Below are 19227 nucleotides of genomic sequence, written 5' to 3'. Positions count from 1 at the left end.
GGTTATGCCTGTTGTCACAAAAATCACAACGCAAAAGAATAGCGGTGAACGTTATAATGTGTATTTAGATTACGGTAAAGGTGAAGAGTTTGGCTTTGGTGTTGACGAAAATGTCCTCATCAAATATGACTTGAAAAAAGGTCGTGAGCTTGATGAATTTGAATTAACGGAAATTCAGTACGCAGATGATGAGAAAAAAGCTTATAATTTAGCGATCACTTACTTATCTTATCGAATGCGCTCTGAAAAAGAGGTACATGATTATTTAAAGAAAAAAGAAATTAACTCTACTATTATTCAACAAGTTATTCAGAAATTAGTCAGCCACCGTTATTTAAATGATGAAGAGTTTGCAAAAGCATTCGTGTTAACTCAAATGAACACGACATCAAAAGGACCAAATGTGATTCAAAGAGAATTAAAAGAAAAGGGAATTTCTGATTCCATTATTACCCTTAGTTTATGTGAATACCCTGAAGAACAGCAAATTCAAACTGCTGTGAAATTAATTGAAAAGTTAAAAGGGAAATATAAAAAATTATCTCAAGTAATGATGAAACAAAAAATGGAACAAGCATTGGCAGTGAAGGGCTATTCATTTTCTATTATTCAAGAAGCATTTCAGCGCACGAATACAGAAAAAGAAAGCGATGAAGCATGGGAAGCTCTGCAATACCAAGGAATGAAAGTTCATCGTCGTTTTTCAAAGTATGAAGGCTGGGAATATCAGCAAAAAATGAAGCAGGCTCTTTATAGAAAAGGATTCTCTATTGACCAAATTCAATCATTTCTAGATTCTATTGAAGAGGAATAAAGGCGGGAAAAAAGTATGTTAGTTGAAGGGAAATCCGAACGATGAATCGAGATTCTTGATGGAGAATCCAACTCGTTCGGATTTTTTCAGTGTGATGGTAAACGTAAACTTCATATGTTTAGTTGCTTCTAGCAGTTGATTGGAGGGCAAGACGAAGACTCCTGCCGTCCCCGGAAAGGGAGAAGTCCTGCACGGAAATCAACCGCTGTGTCACAAGCAATTCCTATAAGATCATTTATACAATTTGTTTATCTTTAGATTAGATTGATGTAGGTATGTTTCACTCTTTTTTAAAACAAAATATCTTCTGAGTCATTCTGCTGTTTATAAATAATCTCAGCAATTTCTGAAGCCGAGCGCAATCGGCTTTTATCTTTAATGTGGTTGTTGTGATCCCAAAAAGGGGTATTCATGCCTCCCATGTAAGCTGCAATCACATGAAGGCTGGTATCTTTGTATTCCACTTTTAAACTTTCTGTAAATCCCCTTACGCCAAACTTACTTGCCACATAGACGCTTTCATTAGCTTTCCCGCGAAGTCCTGCAGTTGAAATGATATTCATAACTTTAGGTTCAGGTCTCGTCAAGAGATGAGGCATAAGCGCTTGTGTTAAAAAAATAGTTCCTTTTACATTTGTATCGATGACTTCATCGATGGCTTGTTTTGTATAATCGGTCAAAGGACCAAAATGTCCAATGCCTGCATTGTTGATAAGGATATCTACTGAATGCTGCACCAGCAGTTTTTCTACAGATTTTCCTACTTCTTCATACTTTGTAATATCTACAGACATCGTATATACGTTGTCTCCTAGCTCATGCTGCGCTTCTTTTAATTTATATTGATTGCGTCCAGCTAGAATGACGTTGTAGTCTTTTGCGTAAAATTTAGCGAGTTCTTTTCCAAGACCCGTCGCACCGCCCGTGATTAGCACTGTTTTCATTCCCAAAACTCCCTTTTCATAGTCTCCCTTTAGTTATACCTTTTGTTATAATAAAATGAAAGCAAACAAGGGGGAAAACAGCATGTCTGAAAAACGTTACAGCGATATGACGACGTATGAACTTCAACAAGAAATTGGGTCTCTTCAAGAAAAAGCACGAAAAGCTGAACAGCTTGGCATGGTCAATGAGTATGCAGTATTAGAAAGAAAGGTAACAATGGCTAGGTCGTATTTATTGGATCCCGAAACGTTTAAAGCAGGGGAAGTATATGAAATTCAAGGAGATCCGGGTTCATATTTTAAAATTGATTATATGAACGGAGTTTTTGCGTGGGGATTTAGGCTTGGCTCACCGCAAAACGAAGAGGCATTGCCTATTTCCATGTTGAAAAAATAAAGGGATAAACAAGCAGCACGAAGTGTGCTGCTTGTTTGATTTCTATATTCACTCTATTTTTAAACGTAAAGCAAGCGGTTATTCTTCGCGCTCATTAGAAGCATGCATACGTTCTTGAGGATGCGTGTTAATAGTTCCATTTGCACGTTTTGAAGCGTACTCAGCTTTTGCTCGAGGTTCGCCTTCAAACTTAGTATGATGTTGGTTTGGAAAATCTTTTGCTTTATTGCGCATCGATACCTCTCCTTTTACAACAGAAAGCGTTGCGGTTATGATATAGTACATGAGGGAGTGAATAACTCCGCATTTATAGTGTAAGTTAAAAGTGCAAACATACTCATAAAGAATTTTGGTAATCGAGGTGTTCTTATGAACGATATATTTGAAAGATTAACGAATCAGCTATTAAATAAAAACAGTTCGCTCTCATACGCTCAAGCTCGCACGTGGGTTGAACTTTTCTGGGAAGATTTTGAGTCATCTTACGCAAAAGCAGGATATGATTATAAAGGTAAAGAAGCGACGGAAAAGGTTGTTACGATGTATATCAACAGCTACGGTGACAAACTTCATGAAATCGCGGTTAAAAACCCTAAATATCAGCATTTATTAAATAACGATGACTATTTAAAACATTAAATAAAAACGAACCGTCTTCTCAAGACGGTTCGTTTTTGGGTTTCATATTTGTTCTTGTTATGATTAGTGCGGGAGGTAATCAAGCTTTTTACGCAATTTTTTCTCACTGAAAATCCAACCTGTGTACGAGCAAATAATATTTAAATCGTAATCAAGCTGGACCACGGCTACAAATGGATAGTAATCCTTGCTGCGGTAGCGTAAATCAATAAAGCGCACTTCAATATGGTCGTTATATTCGTCCAGTTCCCATCTATAAATAGGTGAAAATGAAAGAAAAGCAGATAAATTTTCATCTTTTTTCGCTACTTCAATTACAGCGGATTCAGGGATTGGAACTTTATCAAACGTATCATAAATAAAAATTTCTTCTCCGATTGCTCTTCCTACGTGAAAATACTTTTCGGTCGTCACAGCTAAATGCCAGTGAGTGAAACGCATTGTAGGAGAGATATTGAGCTTGATTACATCAGGAAACTGTTTTCGAAGCTTCTTGGCGATCTGGTGGCGCATATAAAAGCGCAGTCCATAGTAAAACGCCAATAGCACATACAGCGTAATGAATGTTGGTCCCGGCTCTGCTCCAGCAAACCAAATGATAATCGCAAGGACGTGAGCTGAAAAAATCACGTAATCAAACGTGTTGATTACGCCAAGCGCAATCCATTTATTTGTGAAAGGTCGTAAAGCTTGCGTGCCGTAAGCGTTAAAGATATCAACAAAAACGTGAATAATGACGCCTGCAAAGGTCCACATCCATAGATGCAGCAAGTTAGCTCCTGGCAGCAGAAGCGAAAGAATGAGCACAATAAGCAAAGGCCATAAAATAACAGCCGGGATAGAATGTGTAATTCCACGGTGATTGCGGATATACTGTGCATTGTTTCGCAGCTTTAAAACAGTGTCTAAATCAGGTGCTAATGACCCGGCCATTACGCCAATCATTACAGCATCCAGTGTGGCTGTATTCGCAGATACAGTGGGGTCTAATGTTGCAAGGCCGCCTAAAGCGATTCCCATTGCAATGTGTGTACCAGTATCCAGAGCGAACTCCTCCTTTGTAAAATGACAATCTTAGATTATCCTAATTCAGCATGGAAGCTGGATTTAGGGCGAAAAATCTCGCTTTATTACTAACGCAGCAAATTAGCTGTTTTTATTCATTATTTGAACAATTCATTTTACTATTCATATTTGTAGTTGTTATAAGGTTATCATAAAGTTACTAAGATTCAAAAAGCAACACATTGTATATGTATAGTTAATACCTCGGAGGCTATGACGTGAAACAAAGTAAAGATATTGTACAAAATTTCGATATTCGAGCATTTCAAGATGACTTAATCTCTTGGTTTGAGCAGGAACAGCGCATTCTACCTTGGCGTCAAGATCAGGACCCTTATAAAGTGTGGGTATCTGAAATTATGCTTCAACAAACGAGAGTAGATACGGTCATTCCGTATTTTAATAATTTTATTAGCAAATTTCCCACTATTAAAGATTTAGCTTATGCGAATGAAGATGATGTGTTAAAAGCGTGGGAAGGATTAGGCTATTATTCCCGTGCCCGTAATTTACAAACCGCCGTTCGAGAAGTTCACGAACAATACGGGGGAGAAGTTCCAAATACGCCAGCAGAAATCTCTAAACTAAAAGGAGTAGGCCCTTATACAACAGGAGCCATTTTAAGTATTGCATACGGAGTGCCGCAACCTGCTGTAGATGGAAATGTCATGCGTGTGCTATCGCGCATTTTATCCGTTTGGGATGATATTGCAAAACCGAAAACAAGAAAGCTGTTTGAAGATATCGTGCATGAAATTATTTCAAAAGATAATCCTTCCTATTTCAATCAAGGCATGATGGAACTTGGTGCCATTATTTGTACACCAACTTCTCCTTCCTGTTTATTATGTCCAGTTCGCGAACACTGCCGTGCATTTGAAGAAGGAGTGCAGAATGAGCTTCCTGTTAAATCAAAGAAAAAAGCGCCGCGTGCTCTTCAGCTTGCTGCAGCGGTGATTAGAGACGAGGAAGGAAATTATCTGATTCATAAACGTCCAAGCAAAGGACTTTTAGCTAACCTATGGGAATTTCCAAATATAGAAGTAGATCTTAGTATAGCGCCAGATCATCAGCAGCTTCACGCATTTATTCAAAATGAGTACGGAGCCGATATTAAAATCCATGCACCGTTTACGACGATTCAGCACGTGTTTTCTCATATCGTCTGGAATATCACAGTATATGAAGCAGAGCTTATAAGTGATATCAGTGCATTAAAAAATTTGAAAGTGGTTTCTGAAAAAGATTTAGAACAATATGCATTTCCTGTTTCCCATCAAAAAATCTTAAAAGAATATTTACTTGTTAAATAAAAGAAGCGCGGATAAACTCCGCGCTTCTTTTTATTTAATCATATGATACATGCGTGCCGTGTGTGTAATCTGCTTCCTGGCGCTGTAACCCGCCCCGTGCTTCAATTTCTTTAATAATTTGCTGATGAATACTTTGTCCTTCAGCATTTAAATACGGCGTTATTTGCTGTAAAGAATGATGGAAAAACGCAAGCTCGCTGTCTTTCCACTCGCTTTTAGAAATCATTGAAAGAGCCGTCATGTCTCTACCTACATACATTCTATTCACCTCATTCATTTCATCAAGTTTTATCTATTTTCCCTATATTACTTGTTTCTTATGCGATAAAATCAGTACAATGTAAAGATAATACGATACATAAGGGAGATGACATCATGTCACAAAAGGTAGCACTAGTTACGGGAAGCAGCAGAGGTATTGGTAAAGAAATTGCCTTACGTCTGGCTAAAGAAGGATACGATATTGTATTAAACTATGCACGAAGCAAAAGTGCAGCGCAGGAAGTAGCAGAAGAAATCAAAGCATTAGGCAGAGAAGCATTAGTTGTTAAAGCAAACGTAGGAAAAGTAGAAAAAATTAAAGAAATGTTTGAGCAAATTGATGAAGTATTCGGTCGCTTAGACGTATTTGTAAGTAATGCAGCGTCAGGAGTTTTACGTCCTATTATGGAATTGGAAGAAACTCACTGGAACTGGACAATGGATATTAACAGCAAAGGATATTTATTCTGTGCACAAGAAGCGGCTAAACGTATGGAAAAAGTAGGCGGAGGAAAGATTGTTACCATCAGTTCGCTTGGGTCTATTCGCTATTTAGAAAATTATACAACAGTAGGCGTGTCAAAAGCTGCTGTAGAAGCGTTGACCCGCTATTTAGCAGTGGAGCTGGCTCCAAAGAATATTGTGGTAAATGCTGTATCTGGAGGAGCTGTGGATACAGAAGCATTAAAACATTTCCCAAATCGCGATGAGCTTCTAGATGATGCACGCAAGCATACTCCAGCTGGTCGTATGGTGGAACCAAAAGACATGGTAGATGCAGTTATGTTCTTAGTGTCCGATCAAGCAAATATGATTTGCGGTCAAACGCTTATTATTGATGGAGGGCGTTCACTTTTAATGTAAGGTAAATGTATTTTGTGCTTGCGCCTTAAAATACTGAAAAAAGTTTGCATACCCTATTTACCTCCCGGGCATATTAATTTTCGTGGAGGTGATTACAATGGCAAAACAAACAAACAAAACAGCATCTGGTACAAGCACACAACACGTGAAACAACAAAATGCTCAAGCATCTAAAAACAACTTCGGTACTGAATTTGGTAGCGAAACAAATGTACAAGAAGTGAAACAACAAAATGCACAAGCAGCGGCAAACAAAAGCCAAAATGCTCAAGCATCTAAAAACAACTTCGGTACTGAATTTGCTAGCGAAACAAGTGCTCAAGAAGTGAGACAACAAAACGCACAAGCTCAAGCAAAGAAAAACCAAAACTCTGGTAAATACCAAGGTTAATATCAAAAGCGAACTTAACGTCTTTCATACGGCGATGTTAAGTTCGCTTTTTCTTATATAAAAAGCAACAAAGTATGACAAAACTTCTTGAAACTTTACACAACTCGTCAAAGGAATCTGTATCACCTAAACAGAATGTTAACAGAAGTGCCGCGTGTATGGTTAAAGCAAATAGGGAGGAGCTATCGTATGAAAAAATTTGATGAGCTAGTGACTCAACAATTGGAGACCATGGATCAACTTCTGTTTTTGCAGTCTGAGATTGAGCGCTGTCAGGAAATCGAAGGTGAACTAATAAAACTTCATGAAGAAGCAAAACTTCATTCTGTGCAAGGTGAGATTAGTGAAATGAAGCTAAAATTAAAAGAGATTCAATTGACGTTTGAAGCACAAACCGAAGACATTATTCGTACATATAAAAGTGAAGGGGCTTGCTCTACACTTGCTTAATGAACATTGATGTGTCACTTCCTCTCTTTTTTAAGGCTGCCAAGCAAAGGAAAAGTAGGGGGAGTGGCTTTTTTGAACTCAAGAAGGTTAGCACATTTGTGTTAAAATGAGAGAGAAACCGTTATAATAAACATAAGACAAATGGAGACGTTATATGAATTTTTTTAAGTGCTAAAATGAAAGTAGGTATTGGAGATGGGAATTCCGGTGGAAGGAGAAACAATTCAAATACACAGCTACAAGCATAATGGACATATTCATCGCGTGTGGGATCGGACAACCGTATTAAAAGCAACCAATAACTTAGTGATTGGAGGAAATGATCGTACGGTCGTTACAGAATCAGATGGACGAACATGGGTCACAAGAGAGCCTGCAATTTGTTATTTTCATGCTCAGCAGTGGTTTAACGTCATTGGGATGATCCGTGAAGATGGAATTTATTATTACTGCAATATCAGTTCGCCGTTCATTTATGATGACAATGAAGCGCTCAAATATATTGATTATGATTTAGATATCAAAGTCTATCCAGATATGACATACACCCTTCTTGATGAAGATGAATATGAGAAGCATCGAAAAGAAATGAATTATCCAGAAGTGATTGACCGTATTTTACATAATCACGTCGAGGAGTTAAAAGGTTGGATTCGACAGCGAAAAGGCCCGTTTGCTCCAGATTTCATTGACATTTGGTATGAGCGTTTTTTAACATATCGGCATTCTTGATGAATGATCTAGAGAACATTATGTTAGGCCGTCTAAAGCTGACTGTTTGATATAATGTTCTTTTTGGCGTTATGCTCACCATCTTTTAGAAGAGATAAAAGCACTAAAAAATCGACGCGTGTACATATACTAAGAAAGCTTGCCCTCATAGATAGAAAGGGGAGATTTTATGGGAAGTATAAGACGCTACATGAAGTTTGTACAGCCATACAAATGGCAAATTGTCGGCACTGTATTAATTGGTATTATTAAATTTGCTATTCCTTTATTAATTCCGCTGCTTTTGAAATATGTTTTGGACGATATCGTAAATGGACATGGCATGTCTTCTTCTGAAAAAGTTCATAAAATGGTGACGATTATGGGGATTTCGTTTGTTATATTTTTAGTGTTAAGACCTCCCATTGAATATTACAGGCAGTATTATGCTCAGTGGGTATCGAGCAAAGTACTATATGATATACGGGATCAGCTGTTTAGCCATATTCAAAAGCTTAGCTTACGTTATTATGCAAATACTCGAGCGGGTGAAGTGATTTCACGAGTCATTAATGATGTAGAGCAAACAAAAAACTTTGTTATCACAGGCTTAATGAATGTATGGCTTGATATGATGACGATTGTAATAGCCATTGTGATTATGTTTACGATGAATGTACCTTTAACACTGGTATCGATTATTTTGCTGCCGGTTTATGCGTTCTCTGTAAAATATTTTTACAGTCGTCTTCGCCATTTAACAAGAGTCCGTTCGCAGGCTTTAGCGGAAGTGCAGGGGCACTTACATGAAAGGGTTCAAGGGATCTCTGTTATTCGCAGCTTTGCTATTGAGCCTCATGAGCAGAAACAATTTGATAAACAAAATTCAAATTTTCTACAAAAAGCAATCAATCATACGAATTGGAATGCAAAAACATTTGCAGTAGTAAATACCATTACCGATTTGGCGCCTTTAATCGTGATTACATTTGCTGGATATCAAGTCATCACAGAAAGTCTTAGCGTAGGAACGATGGTAGCATTTGTTGCCTACATTGACCGCTTGTATAATCCGCTTCGCCGCTTGGTTAATTCATCGACTACGCTCACGCAGTCTGTTGCATCTATGGACCGGGTGTTTGAGTTCATTGATGAAGAATACGATATTACAGACAAGAAAGATGCAAAAGAATGCACTGAGCTTCATGGAAAGGTGCAGTTTGAGCACGTTTCATTTGCTTATGAAGAAGAAGAAAAACCGGTGATTCATGATATTAATTTAGATGTAGAAAAAGGAAAATCCGTTGCGTTTGTTGGAATGAGCGGAGGCGGTAAATCCACGCTTATCAGCTTAATTCCGCGCTTTTACGATGTGACAGAGGGCAAAATTCTCATTGATGACATTGATATCAAAACCTATAAAGTACGCAGCCTGCGAGATAAGATTGGAATCGTCCTGCAGGATACGGTGTTGTTTAGTGACACGGTTAAAAACAATATACTGCTTGGAAAGCCAGGAGCGACAGATGAAGAAGTAATTGCTGCGGCAAAAGCCGCAAATGCCCACGATTTTATTATGAATTTGCCTGAAGGATATGATACAAAAGTGGGAGAGCGGGGAATGAAGCTATCAGGGGGACAGAAGCAGCGTATTTCCATTTCGCGCGTATTTTTAAAAAATCCAGCTATTCTTATTTTTGATGAAGCCACTTCAGCTCTAGATTTAGAAAGTGAGCACTATATTCAAGAAGCATTAGCTGAACTAGCAAAAGATCGCACGACCTTCATTGTAGCCCATCGTTTATCTACAATTACTCATGTTGATGAAATTGTACTTTTAGAAAATGGAAGAGTAGTCGAACGAGGTTCTCATGAGGAGTTAATTAAGAAAAAAGGTCATTACTATCAGCTCTTTAACGTTCAGCAGCTTGATACAATTTAAAAACACCACCTATTGTCTAACAATAGGTGGTGTTTTTAATCTTCTTGTCGCTGATGATTAATATCAAATGAGTTATCATCTTTGTGATAGTTTTGGAACGTATCAATCAGCTTATCAAGATGCTCTAACTCTTCACTATACTCAATGATGACAGAGATCAAAGGGAAGATATGATAAATAACCTTATTCTCTTCATCATTATCGTATATTTTGTACTGCATAAATTTATCGATTAAAGCTCGTTTTCCAACGCAGGCTTCGTTTGGTACAGTAGTGGTTGGCTGTACGCGTAATTTCCCAATGAATTTTAATAATACTTGCTCATGATACATTAACAGGCACTCAACTTCAGATTTGATTAAATCTTGAAATTGCTGTGGCATGACCTGGAGATCATTTTCTACTCGGTGGAGTAGCTTCAAGGTTGTAAGAGCTCGTGTTGTTACGGTAATCATTTGACGAAATAAAACGAGCTTGCGTGACTTAACAAAACGTTTTTTGGTTGAATAAGTGCGTTCTTCTTTGTAAAAATCGAAAAGTTGATTCATTTTAGCCACATTGTCTTTCATTTTTTCAATGTCTTCTTTTAACAATGTGTGCTCAGATGCGTGATAAAGATTCATGCGAATCCATTTAATAATTTCTTCCGTTGTGCTTACAATTTTATAATACAGCTTTGTTTCATACTTTGGCGGAATAAAAATAAGATTGACAATAAATGCTGAGAATACCCCAAGTAACACTGTACCAAAGCGTATAAGTGCATATTCAACGAAATTATCTCCTGGATTTTCCATGATTGCAATTACTGTCACAAGCGCAAGCCCAATTGTATTATTAATACGTAATTTTAAGTTGACTGCGATGACAACAACAGCGGTAAAACCAATAATGATGGGATGGGTACCAAAAATAAGTCCAAAACAAACTGCAGAAGCAGCTCCAATCACATTCGCCTGTATTTGCTCCAATATTGTTAAATAAGATCTGTAAATAGACGGTTGAATTGCAAAAACTGCCGCAATTGCCGCAAATATTGGAGATGGTAAACTTAGAAATTCACCTAATAACAATGAAAGTGTAATGGCAATTCCCGTTTTTAAGATGCGGGCACCAAGTTTCATGTGCGTTCGTAGTTCCTTTCTGTAAAAAAGTTTTTTCGTTATGAAGAATGTTCCCCAAAACAAATGATAAATTGCAAAAATCAATCCTTCTTTATTACATAACCTGTTGGAAATAATATAAACAATAACATACTATACAAGGTTTAAGAATGGATATCAAGAGAAAACAAGCAGAAAAATAAGGGTATTTCTCGGGATTTTTCGACAGGCTGACAAAAAGGAGATGACGCGTAAGAAATGGTTATGAAAGGTGGGAATGTTCTATAAGGAAACCCAAAGGTAAAACGAAAAAGAGGTCGAGACATAACGAAATAAATTCAATCTCAAGACGAACAAATGGGATACATGAGCTGAACCGCTTGTGACACAGCAGTTGATTTCCATGCAAGACTTCGCTTTCCGCGGGCGGCCGCTAAGCCTCCTCGTCGCATACGCTCCTGTGGGGTCTCGCCTGTTCTGCTTTTCCCGCAGGAGTCTTCGCCTTGCCCTCTAATCAACTGCTAGAAAGACCTACACGCATGAAACTATATTCACCATAACAAAAAAAACGAACCACAAATCAAACATGTTGATTAATGGTTCATTTTTCACTTCGTCTAAAATTCTTTTATCTCAGCCTCTTTAGAATAAGAATTAGCGTTCTTCACTTAATTGTTTAAATGCTTTTTCTACTGCTTCTAATGTCTCGGCAATATCTTGTTCTGTATGAGCTGTAGTAAGGAACCATGCTTCATATTTCGAAGGAGCTAAGTTGACACCTTGGTGGAGCATTAGTTTAAAGAAGCGTGCGAATAATTCGCCGTCTGTATTTTCTGCTTGTTCATAGTTTTTGACCGTTTCCGTTGTAAAGTAGACAGTAAGAGCGCCTTTCAATCGATTGATAGTGATAGGCATGTTATATGTACGAGCATGTTTTAAAATACCTTCTTCGAGCATCGCCCCTAGCTTATCCAACTGTTCATAAACACCTTCTTGCTTTAGTACTTCTAGGCAAGCAATCCCAGAAAGAATAGAAGCTGGGTTTCCTGCCATTGTACCTGCTTGATAAGCGGGTCCAAGCGGCGCCACTTTTTCCATGATTTCTTTTTTACCGCCGTAGGCTCCGATTGGAAGGCCGCCGCCGATGATTTTTCCAAAGGCAGTCAGATCAGGTTTTACACCAAGTAAATCTTGAGCTCCACCGTACATAAAGCGAAACGCTGTAATAACTTCATCGTAAATAACAAGTGCTCCAGCTTCGTGAGTCAATTCGTTGACTTGTTCTAAAAAGCCAGGTTCAGGCTCAACAATTCCAAAGTTTCCAACGATTGGTTCTACTAAAACAGCCGCAATCTGATCGCCCCATTTTTCTAATGCTTCCTTGTAAGGCTCAATATCGTTAAAAGGAACTGTGATGACTTCATTAGCGATACTTTTTGGTACACCTGCAGAGTCAGGAGTTCCGAGTGTAGAAGGGCCAGATCCAGCTGCCACCAATACAAGGTCTGAATGGCCGTGATAGCAACCTGCAAATTTAATAATTTTATCGCGTCCAGTATAAGCGCGTGCTACACGGATCGTTGTCATAACGGCTTCTGTTCCAGAATTGACGAAGCGCACTTTATCTAATGCGGGCATCGCTTCTTTGAGCATTTTAGCAAATGTGACTTCATGAGCAGTTGGAGTACCGTAAAGAACACCCGTTTCAGCTGCTTTTGTAATAGCTTTCGTGATATGAGGATGAGCGTGTCCCGTAATAATAGGACCGTAAGCTGCTAAATAGTCAATATATTTATTTCCATCAACGTCCCAGAAATAAGCTCCGCTTGCCTTCTCCATTGCAATAGGCGCTCCGCCTCCTACGGCTTTATATGAACGTGAAGGGCTGTTAACGCCGCCTACAATATGTTCGAGTGCTTCAGCGTGTAATTGTTCTGATTTTGTAAATTGCATAGTATGCCTCCTAATGAAAAGTTCAACTTCTTTATTCTATCAAACTTATTTGTTTCTTGAAAAACATTCGAGAACGTGTATGATAGAAATTTGTGAGCTAACTGCTAGAAAATAGTTCCTCGTCTCTTGGAGGAGTTGCTAGCAAGGGCGCTGGAAACAATAAAAGAAACCACTAATACGTCCACGTAACGGAGGGAATACAATGAAAAATGCTATTGAGGTGAATCAACTTCGTAAAGAATTTAAAGCCTATTCTAGCCGCTCTGGCCTTAAAGGGGCATTCCGGGATTTATTTACCCGTAATTATAGAGTCATGAAAGCGGTGAACGATATATCGTTTACCGTAAAACAAGGGGAAATGGTAGGGTATATAGGAGAAAACGGAGCGGGGAAATCGACCACAATCAAAATGCTGACAGGAATCTTAACTCCTACTTCAGGCGACATTACCGTAAATGGAATGAATCCTCATAAGGAAAGAGAAAAGTTTGCCCAAACGATTGGTGTTGTTTTTGGTCAACGCTCTCAGCTGTGGTGGGATATTGCCGTACAAGAATCTTTTCGCCTGTTAAAAAAAGTATACAAAGTGTCAGATGAAGATTATAACGCTCATATGGAGCATGTTATTCAAACTTTAGATATTGGACCGCTACTAGATAAGCCGGTGCGAAAGCTTTCGCTAGGTCAAAGAATGCGCTGTGAGCTGGCTGCTGCTCTTATTCATAATCCGCCGCTTCTATTTCTAGATGAACCGACGATCGGTTTAGATGTACTAGTTAAATTAAAAATCCGCCAATTTTTAAAAGAAATTAATGAAAAATATAATACGACGATTTTGCTTACGACACATGATTTAGCAGATATTGAAGCTTTATGTGAACGCGTCGTAATGCTGGATGAAGGCAGTATTATTTATGACGGATCGCTGCAAAAGCTGCGTTCGAATTGGGGAGATCTTAAACAAGTTACGTTTGAATTTGGAACCGCGCCAAATAAAGAACAGTTGAAGCTATTGACGCAAGGGATGCCTGTTAACTGGATTGAAGGTGATCAAAAATATTTGTGGACAGCGCAGCTTCAAAATAAAGGGGACTTGATGTCGCAGCTGATTGCTAAAGTGGTGGCAAAGCATGAAATCAGTGATATTAACATTGAAGAAATTTCAACGGAAGAAATCATCCGCAACATTTATGAAGAAGGTGTTGTGAATGGATAAATATATAGAGATGATACGCATTCGCTTTTTAATGATGCTGGCGTATCGGACGAATTATTACAGCGGAATATTGATTTATGCGATTAATATTGGTGCTTACTACTTTTTATGGTCCGCTATTTATGGAGGAAAAGAGAATATTCAAGGGTTATCCATTACCCAAATGACAACGTATGTAGCAGTTTCATGGATGGCAAGAGCCTTTTATTTTAATAACATTGACCGTGAAATGGCAATGGAAATTAAAGATGGCAAAGTGGCAGTAGAGTTAATTAAGCCTTATAGCTACCTTGGTATGAAAACAATGCAAGGACTGGGAGAAGGGATTTTTCGGCTGCTGTTTTTCTCAGTGCCCGGCATGATTATTGTCGCGTTTTTATTTCCAGTACAGTTCTCAGCAAATGCAGCAACATGGCTTTATTTTGGACTGTCTTTAATTTTTAGTTTCATTATTAATACACAAATTAATTTATTAACGGGTATTACGACTTTCTTTCTCTTTAACAATGATGGACTCATTCGAGCGAAGCGCGTTGTTATTGATTTGTTTTCAGGACTTCTTCTGCCCATCAGCTTCTATCCTTTGTGGGCGCAACATATTATGAGCTATTTCCCTTTTCAAGCCATTAGTTATATTCCGAGCATGATTTTCACAAATGGATTTAAAGGGCAGGAAGTAATAAATGCTCTTATCACACAAGCAGTTTGGTCAGGACTTCTATTTATCCCTATTGCATGTTTGTGGAACATAGCGAAGAAAAAAATGGTTATTCAAGGAGGGTAGTCTATGAAAATGTTTTATTTTTCGATTTTTTTTCAGTACATTAGTCAATATATGAAAACAAGGCTTCAGTACCGCACCGACATGGTAGTTGAAATCATTTCAGACTTATTGTTTCAAACAGTTAATTTGATTTTTATTTTAGTTGTATTTGGACATACTCAGTCGCTGCACGGATGGTCACGAGAGGAAATTATCTTTATTTATGGTTTCTTTTTGGTCCCTTTTGCTATTTTTTCGTCTTTCTTTAACATTTGGGATTTCAACGAGCGGTACATTGTTAAAGGAGAAATGGACCGAATTTTAACGCGGCCAATTCACAGTTTGTTTCAAGTTATTTTAGAGCGGATGGAACTAGAATCATTGTTTGGTGGTATCACAGGGATTGCAGTAATGGCTTATGCTGCGTCTTCTTTACATCTTCATTTCCAGTGGTATGATGTTTTTATTTTTCTATTATTTATTTTAGGAGGAGCGCTTGTATACGCAGGAATTTTCATCGCCTTAGCAAGCATAGGCTTCTGGTCCGATGCCAGAACCTCTATTATGCCTACTATTTATAATATTGGAAACTACGGAAGGTATCCTGTAGATATTTATAATAATGTCATCCGATATGTTTTAACGTGGATTCTTCCTTTTGCATTTGTAGGCGTATATCCAGCTGCTTATTTCTTAGGAAGGTCAGAATGGTATGGATATGCATTTTTAACTCCAGTTATGGGAATCGTCTTTTTTGTAATCTCTATTTTCTTATGGAATACAGGGGTCAAAAAATACAGAGGAGCAGGCAATTAAATGCCTGCTCTTTTTGGTGGCTTCGGAGTAGTAATGAATGGACAAGAACGCGCGTATAGTGGTAGTAGAGTATAAATTAAAGGAGTAGAATGATGGTTGTTTTTCTAATCCTCGTTATCATTGTTTTTGTAATTGGTAGTATGAAGTTTCTCTTTGAAAAAGAACTTGGAGAATTTCATTTTTTCTCAATTGGTCATTTCTTTGTCTTGTTTTATTCATATATTACAGTTTTATTGGGATTTAGCCTTATTTATACAGTATGTGAGATGGGGAGTATTCCAGTATTAAGCGGAGGGTTTGAACATGAAGGTCATTATTTTTATACCCTGTTTAACAGTATGTATTTCAGCGCAGCGACGTTATTTTCAGTAGGCTACGGAGATATGTATCCGGTTGGAATTGGGAAATTATTTGCAACTTTTGAAGCGTTTATCGGCTATATTATGCCTGCAATCTTTGTGATGCGAACTGTTACCCGCACTTAAACTTGTCATCTTATCTAATATTGGGTACGCTATTCAAAGAAAATGAAAAGCGTAAAGGAGAAGATAAATATGACAGCTGTAGTTGGAGAAAAAGCACCCGATTTTGTATTGATGTCTACAAATGGAGAGCAAGTATCACTAGCGTCGATGAAAGGCAAAAACGTTGTGCTGTATTTTTATCCGAAAGATATGACGCCAGGCTGTACAACAGAAGCCTGTGATTTCAGAGATCAGCATGAAAATTTTGAAGAGCTAGATGCGGTGATTCTAGGAGTGAGTCCGGATCCAATCGACAAACACCATAAGTTTATTGATAAGCACGGCCTTCCATTCTTACTTTTAGCTGACGAAGATCACAGCGTAGCTGAAGAGTATGGAGTATGGACACTGAAAAAAAACTTTGGAAAAGAATATATGGGCATTGAACGCTCCACTTTTATCATTAATAAAGAAGGAATGCTCGTAAAAGAATATCGCAAGGTTCGAGTGAAAGGGCATGTGGAAGAAGCTTTATCATTTATTAAAGAAAAAATGGCATAAAAACAGGCAGATAACTAGAGCAGTTTTAGTCTTTGAACATACAATATCAGTGTAGGGCATACCTCCTCAGATGTTAATATATTTAAAAGTGTGGATTGATTTCCACACTTCTTTTTTTGCATAAAATATATGAAAAATTTCTACTTATTACATAAAATAGGAATAGGCATCAAGTTGACAAAACGTGGGTAAAACATGTAGACTAATTATAAGAATTATAAAGTAATAATACTTACAGAAGAGGGGTGCATGACGTGTCAAATCATTTACAAGAAGCCCTTGAAACGTTAAAAGGTACTGGCGTTCGTATTACACCACAACGTCATGCTATTTTAGAGTATTTAATCAATTCAATGACACATCCAACAGCAGATGATATTTATAAAGCGCTGGAAGGTAAGTTTCCAAATATGAGTGTAGCAACCGTTTACAATAATTTAAGAGTATTTCGCGAAGTAGGTATTGTAAAGGAACTAACATACGGTGATGCATCAAGCAGGTTTGATTATGTTACAACAGAGCATTACCATGTGATTTGCGAAAGCTGCGGAAAAATTGTGGATTTTCATTATCCTGGTTTAGACGAAGTAGAAAAGCTGGCTGCTCATATTACTGACTTTGATATTAGTCACCACCGAATGGAAATTTACGGAACGTGTCCTGATTGTACGGCTAAAAAAGCGCATTAATAAGCTGATAGTAGTGATACTATCAGCTTTCTTTTTGTTTTTTTCTATTATACTTTTCGTCGAATTGTTTTCCTTCAAGAGACTGGTCAAGCGTAAGCGGCTCGTTGCAATACATACACATATCTACGCGCCCTAGCATTTTGGTTTGCTTTTGACATGTAGGGCAGGTTACTTGAACCGCTTTTGTAGAAAGCATGCCAATCCAGAAATAAACGCCGGTACTAGCTACGATGCACAGCAACCCCAAAAGCATAAAAATAGTCATTAGCCAGACTGAAGACCGAAAGAAAATTCCCCCATACATAACAATGAAACCAACAAAGATCAGGCTGAGTGCAAACGTGCGAATCTTGTTAATTTTATTTGAATACTTTATCCCCATCAGTATCCCCCCTGTTACCAATATATCATAGAGTGAGACAGTGAATGATAATAAAAATTGAATCTTCGGAAAATTATCGTTGGTTTTTGAGCTTTCTGAATGATTTCCATAATTCTGAGTGGGATATCCGTTATACATCGTATATAATAAAAAAAGAAATCTTAGTCCATAGCCTTTAAAAGTTTGAAAAATATTTGTTTATTACAGTTAGGAGAGCTCAAAATGGAAGATGTTTTACGGCCAATATATCAAGAAAGAGCTAGCAATAAAGACACACTAGGTATTTTACTGATTGAAAAAAAGAAATCAGAATCTCCAGTGACGGATAATTTGGATGCTATCTTATTTATTGTGACCAAAACTACAGAAACGTCTCTTTTTATTAAACAATACGAATATGAAAATGAGCGTGCGGCACTTTATATGGCTTCTGAACAGCAAATGAGTGAATGGATTATGAATGGGACGAACCGCCGTATTATTGATTGGATCTTAAATGGTAAAGTGCTATTTGATCGCAACGAATATATGGAAAATTTAAAGAAACGCTTAATTGATTTCCCTAGAGAAGATCGGACAAAGAGAATAGGTGTCGAGTTTGCTAAGTTGATTCGCCGATTTAAAGAAGGAAAAGACTTTTATGCGTCTAATCATTATTTAGATGCATTCAATCATGTCATTCATGCTCTTCATCATTTAGCACGACTGTCTGTGTTGGAAAATGGATTTCACCCAGAAGTGACAGTATGGAACCAAGTGAAAAAAATAGAACCTGAAATTCATCGTCTTTACGAAGAACTAATTATTAGCCAAGAAGAGGTTAGCAAGCGTTTAGAGCTGCTTTTCTTAGCGAGTGAATTTCTAGTAAATAAAAAAACTGAATTGGGTGCCAAGCATCTTGTTCATATTATGAAAAGTGAAAAGCAGGAATGGACGTTTAATGAACTGGTTCATCATCCCGAAATACGCCCTTATGCTATTGATTTAGGAATACTTCTTGAGTTTTTAATTGAAAAAGATATCATTATGGTAAAAAAAGTAGAAACCAAGGGAAAGAGTTTGTACCATAGACACTATGTGGCGAAATGATAGAGAGGATAAAGGGTATCTGATACGGTGCGGTTATGACGTGTAGATACCCTGACATATGACTTTATAGCCTGGATAAAAGGTTTTTCTAAAAAAACACGATTTATTTTAAAAAATCTATTGACGCTTTAAAATATCCGTGATAAATTTATATACGTCGCCGATGAGCGATACTAAATTTATCAAAAACTTGAAAAAACTTCTTAAAAAAGTTGTTGACAAGAAAGAGATAAACTGGTAAGATTAAAAAGTCGCTTAAGAGCGGCGGTTGAACTTTGAAAACTGAACAAAGCGACAAACGTCAACGTTAAATTTTATTTTTTAATTGAGCAAGTCAAACATTTCTTCGGAGAGTTTGATCCTGGCTCAGGATGAACGCTGGCGGCGTGCCTAATACATG

Annotated in this window: 24 protein-coding genes; 16 read left to right on the top strand and 8 right to left on the bottom strand. The window is 37.7% G+C overall.

What is annotated here, in order from left to right; translation table 11 throughout:
- Positions 1-4 precede the first annotated feature (4 nt).
- Positions 5-814, top strand: a complete 810-nt coding sequence (recX, locus tag AC4NPH_RS24365; protein ID WP_013055152.1) for a recombination regulator RecX — start codon at positions 5-7, stop codon at positions 812-814.
- A gap of 290 nt (positions 815-1104) precedes the next feature.
- Here recX and AC4NPH_RS24360 read toward each other — a convergent pair whose 3' ends face one another.
- A complete protein-coding gene (locus tag AC4NPH_RS24360) occupies positions 1105-1758 on the bottom strand; it encodes an SDR family NAD(P)-dependent oxidoreductase (protein WP_013055153.1) in 654 nt (217 codons plus the stop codon).
- A gap of 82 nt (positions 1759-1840) precedes the next feature.
- Here AC4NPH_RS24360 and AC4NPH_RS24355 point away from each other — a divergent pair, with 82 nt between their 5' ends.
- Positions 1841-2155 carry a YfhH family protein gene (locus AC4NPH_RS24355; RefSeq protein ID WP_013055154.1) on the top strand — a complete coding sequence of 105 codons (315 nt, stop codon included), beginning with the start codon at positions 1841-1843 and terminating at the stop codon, positions 2153-2155.
- 78 nt (positions 2156-2233) lie between these two features.
- On the opposite strand, the gene AC4NPH_RS24350 is transcribed toward AC4NPH_RS24355, so the two are convergent.
- Positions 2234-2389 carry a small, acid-soluble spore protein K gene (locus tag AC4NPH_RS24350; RefSeq protein ID WP_013055155.1) on the bottom strand — a complete coding sequence of 52 codons (156 nt, stop codon included), beginning with the start codon at positions 2387-2389 and terminating at the stop codon, positions 2234-2236.
- A gap of 135 nt (positions 2390-2524) precedes the next feature.
- On the opposite strand from AC4NPH_RS24350, the gene AC4NPH_RS24345 reads away from it, so the two are divergent.
- Complete coding sequence (locus AC4NPH_RS24345; protein ID WP_013055156.1) at positions 2525-2794, top strand: YfhJ family protein; 270 nt, start codon at positions 2525-2527, stop codon at positions 2792-2794.
- A gap of 63 nt (positions 2795-2857) precedes the next feature.
- On the opposite strand, the gene AC4NPH_RS24340 is transcribed toward AC4NPH_RS24345, so the two are convergent.
- Positions 2858-3838, bottom strand: a complete 981-nt coding sequence (locus AC4NPH_RS24340; RefSeq protein ID WP_029324552.1) for a metal-dependent hydrolase — start codon at positions 3836-3838, stop codon at positions 2858-2860.
- A gap of 239 nt (positions 3839-4077) precedes the next feature.
- Here AC4NPH_RS24340 and mutY point away from each other — a divergent pair, with 239 nt between their 5' ends.
- Positions 4078-5172 (top strand): A/G-specific adenine glycosylase, encoded by a 1095-nt coding sequence (gene mutY, locus AC4NPH_RS24335; protein WP_063670469.1) that lies wholly within the window; start codon positions 4078-4080, stop codon positions 5170-5172.
- A 34-nt stretch (positions 5173-5206) separates the two neighbouring features.
- On the opposite strand, the gene yfhS is transcribed toward mutY, so the two are convergent.
- Positions 5207-5431: a mother cell protein YfhS gene (gene yfhS, locus AC4NPH_RS24330; RefSeq protein WP_025752758.1), complete on the bottom strand. Its 225-nt coding sequence runs from the start codon at positions 5429-5431 to the stop codon at positions 5207-5209.
- A gap of 116 nt (positions 5432-5547) precedes the next feature.
- Between yfhS and fabL the strand changes: the two genes are divergently transcribed.
- The 5 genes from fabL to AC4NPH_RS24305 all read left to right on the top strand — a co-directional run bounded on the left by fabL (position 5548) and on the right by AC4NPH_RS24305 (position 9791).
- On the top strand, positions 5548-6297 hold the full coding sequence (gene fabL / locus AC4NPH_RS24325) for an enoyl-[acyl-carrier-protein] reductase FabL (RefSeq protein ID WP_013055160.1): 750 nt from the start codon (positions 5548-5550) through the stop codon (positions 6295-6297).
- 97 nt (positions 6298-6394) lie between these two features.
- A complete protein-coding gene (locus AC4NPH_RS24320; RefSeq protein ID WP_013055161.1) occupies positions 6395-6688 on the top strand; it encodes a gamma-type small acid-soluble spore protein in 294 nt (97 codons plus the stop codon).
- A 189-nt stretch (positions 6689-6877) separates the two neighbouring features.
- A complete protein-coding gene (locus AC4NPH_RS24315; RefSeq protein WP_013055162.1) occupies positions 6878-7138 on the top strand; it encodes a YgaB family protein in 261 nt (86 codons plus the stop codon).
- A 195-nt stretch (positions 7139-7333) separates the two neighbouring features.
- Positions 7334-7870, top strand: a complete 537-nt coding sequence (gene ntdP / locus AC4NPH_RS24310) for a nucleoside tri-diphosphate phosphatase (RefSeq protein WP_013055163.1) — start codon at positions 7334-7336, stop codon at positions 7868-7870.
- Positions 7871-8039: 169 nt separating this feature from the next.
- Complete coding sequence (locus AC4NPH_RS24305; protein ID WP_013081549.1) at positions 8040-9791, top strand: ABC transporter ATP-binding protein; 1752 nt, start codon at positions 8040-8042, stop codon at positions 9789-9791.
- 35 nt (positions 9792-9826) lie between these two features.
- Here AC4NPH_RS24305 and AC4NPH_RS24300 read toward each other — a convergent pair whose 3' ends face one another.
- From AC4NPH_RS24300 to AC4NPH_RS24290, 3 genes are all read right to left on the bottom strand, one after another.
- The gene (locus tag AC4NPH_RS24300) at positions 9827-10915 is read right to left on the bottom strand and encodes an FUSC family protein (RefSeq protein ID WP_013055165.1); all 1089 of its coding nucleotides are present in this window, start codon (positions 10913-10915) and stop codon (positions 9827-9829) included.
- Between the two features lie 323 nt (positions 10916-11238).
- A complete protein-coding gene (locus AC4NPH_RS24295) occupies positions 11239-11412 on the bottom strand; it encodes a hypothetical protein (RefSeq protein WP_171843209.1) in 174 nt (57 codons plus the stop codon).
- Between the two features lie 136 nt (positions 11413-11548).
- On the bottom strand, positions 11549-12847 hold the full coding sequence (locus AC4NPH_RS24290) for a glutamate-1-semialdehyde 2,1-aminomutase (RefSeq protein WP_013055166.1): 1299 nt from the start codon (positions 12845-12847) through the stop codon (positions 11549-11551).
- Positions 12848-13049: 202 nt separating this feature from the next.
- On the opposite strand from AC4NPH_RS24290, the gene AC4NPH_RS24285 reads away from it, so the two are divergent.
- The 6 genes from AC4NPH_RS24285 to perR all read left to right on the top strand — a co-directional run bounded on the left by AC4NPH_RS24285 (position 13050) and on the right by perR (position 17356).
- Positions 13050-14063 (top strand): ABC transporter ATP-binding protein, encoded by a 1014-nt coding sequence (locus tag AC4NPH_RS24285; protein ID WP_013055167.1) that lies wholly within the window; start codon positions 13050-13052, stop codon positions 14061-14063.
- Positions 14056-14847 (top strand): ABC transporter permease, encoded by a 792-nt coding sequence (locus AC4NPH_RS24280; RefSeq protein ID WP_013055168.1) that lies wholly within the window; start codon positions 14056-14058, stop codon positions 14845-14847. Before AC4NPH_RS24285 ends, AC4NPH_RS24280 begins: the two co-directional genes overlap by 8 nt.
- Positions 14848-14856: 9 nt before the next feature.
- A complete protein-coding gene (locus tag AC4NPH_RS24275) occupies positions 14857-15642 on the top strand; it encodes an ABC transporter permease (RefSeq protein WP_013055169.1) in 786 nt (261 codons plus the stop codon).
- A gap of 89 nt (positions 15643-15731) precedes the next feature.
- Positions 15732-16127, top strand: coding sequence for an ion channel (locus AC4NPH_RS24270; protein ID WP_231101659.1), 396 nt, complete (start codon positions 15732-15734; stop codon positions 16125-16127).
- A 69-nt stretch (positions 16128-16196) separates the two neighbouring features.
- Positions 16197-16667, top strand: coding sequence for a thioredoxin-dependent thiol peroxidase (bcp, locus tag AC4NPH_RS24265; RefSeq protein WP_013055171.1), 471 nt, complete (start codon positions 16197-16199; stop codon positions 16665-16667).
- Between the two features lie 254 nt (positions 16668-16921).
- On the top strand, positions 16922-17356 hold the full coding sequence (gene perR / locus AC4NPH_RS24260; RefSeq protein WP_013055172.1) for a peroxide-responsive transcriptional repressor PerR: 435 nt from the start codon (positions 16922-16924) through the stop codon (positions 17354-17356).
- Positions 17357-17378: 22 nt separating this feature from the next.
- Here perR and AC4NPH_RS24255 read toward each other — a convergent pair whose 3' ends face one another.
- Complete coding sequence (locus AC4NPH_RS24255) at positions 17379-17738, bottom strand: YgzB family protein (protein ID WP_013055173.1); 360 nt, start codon at positions 17736-17738, stop codon at positions 17379-17381.
- A 222-nt stretch (positions 17739-17960) separates the two neighbouring features.
- Here AC4NPH_RS24255 and AC4NPH_RS24250 point away from each other — a divergent pair, with 222 nt between their 5' ends.
- Complete coding sequence (locus AC4NPH_RS24250; RefSeq protein WP_013055174.1) at positions 17961-18827, top strand: nucleotidyltransferase-like protein; 867 nt, start codon at positions 17961-17963, stop codon at positions 18825-18827.
- The last annotated feature ends 400 nt before the right edge of the window (positions 18828-19227 follow it).

The organism is Priestia sp. MDV22-iso46 (assembly GCF_058629175.1).
Note: the sequence above shows the minus strand (reverse complement) of the source record. Positions and strands in the feature narration are given on the sequence as shown.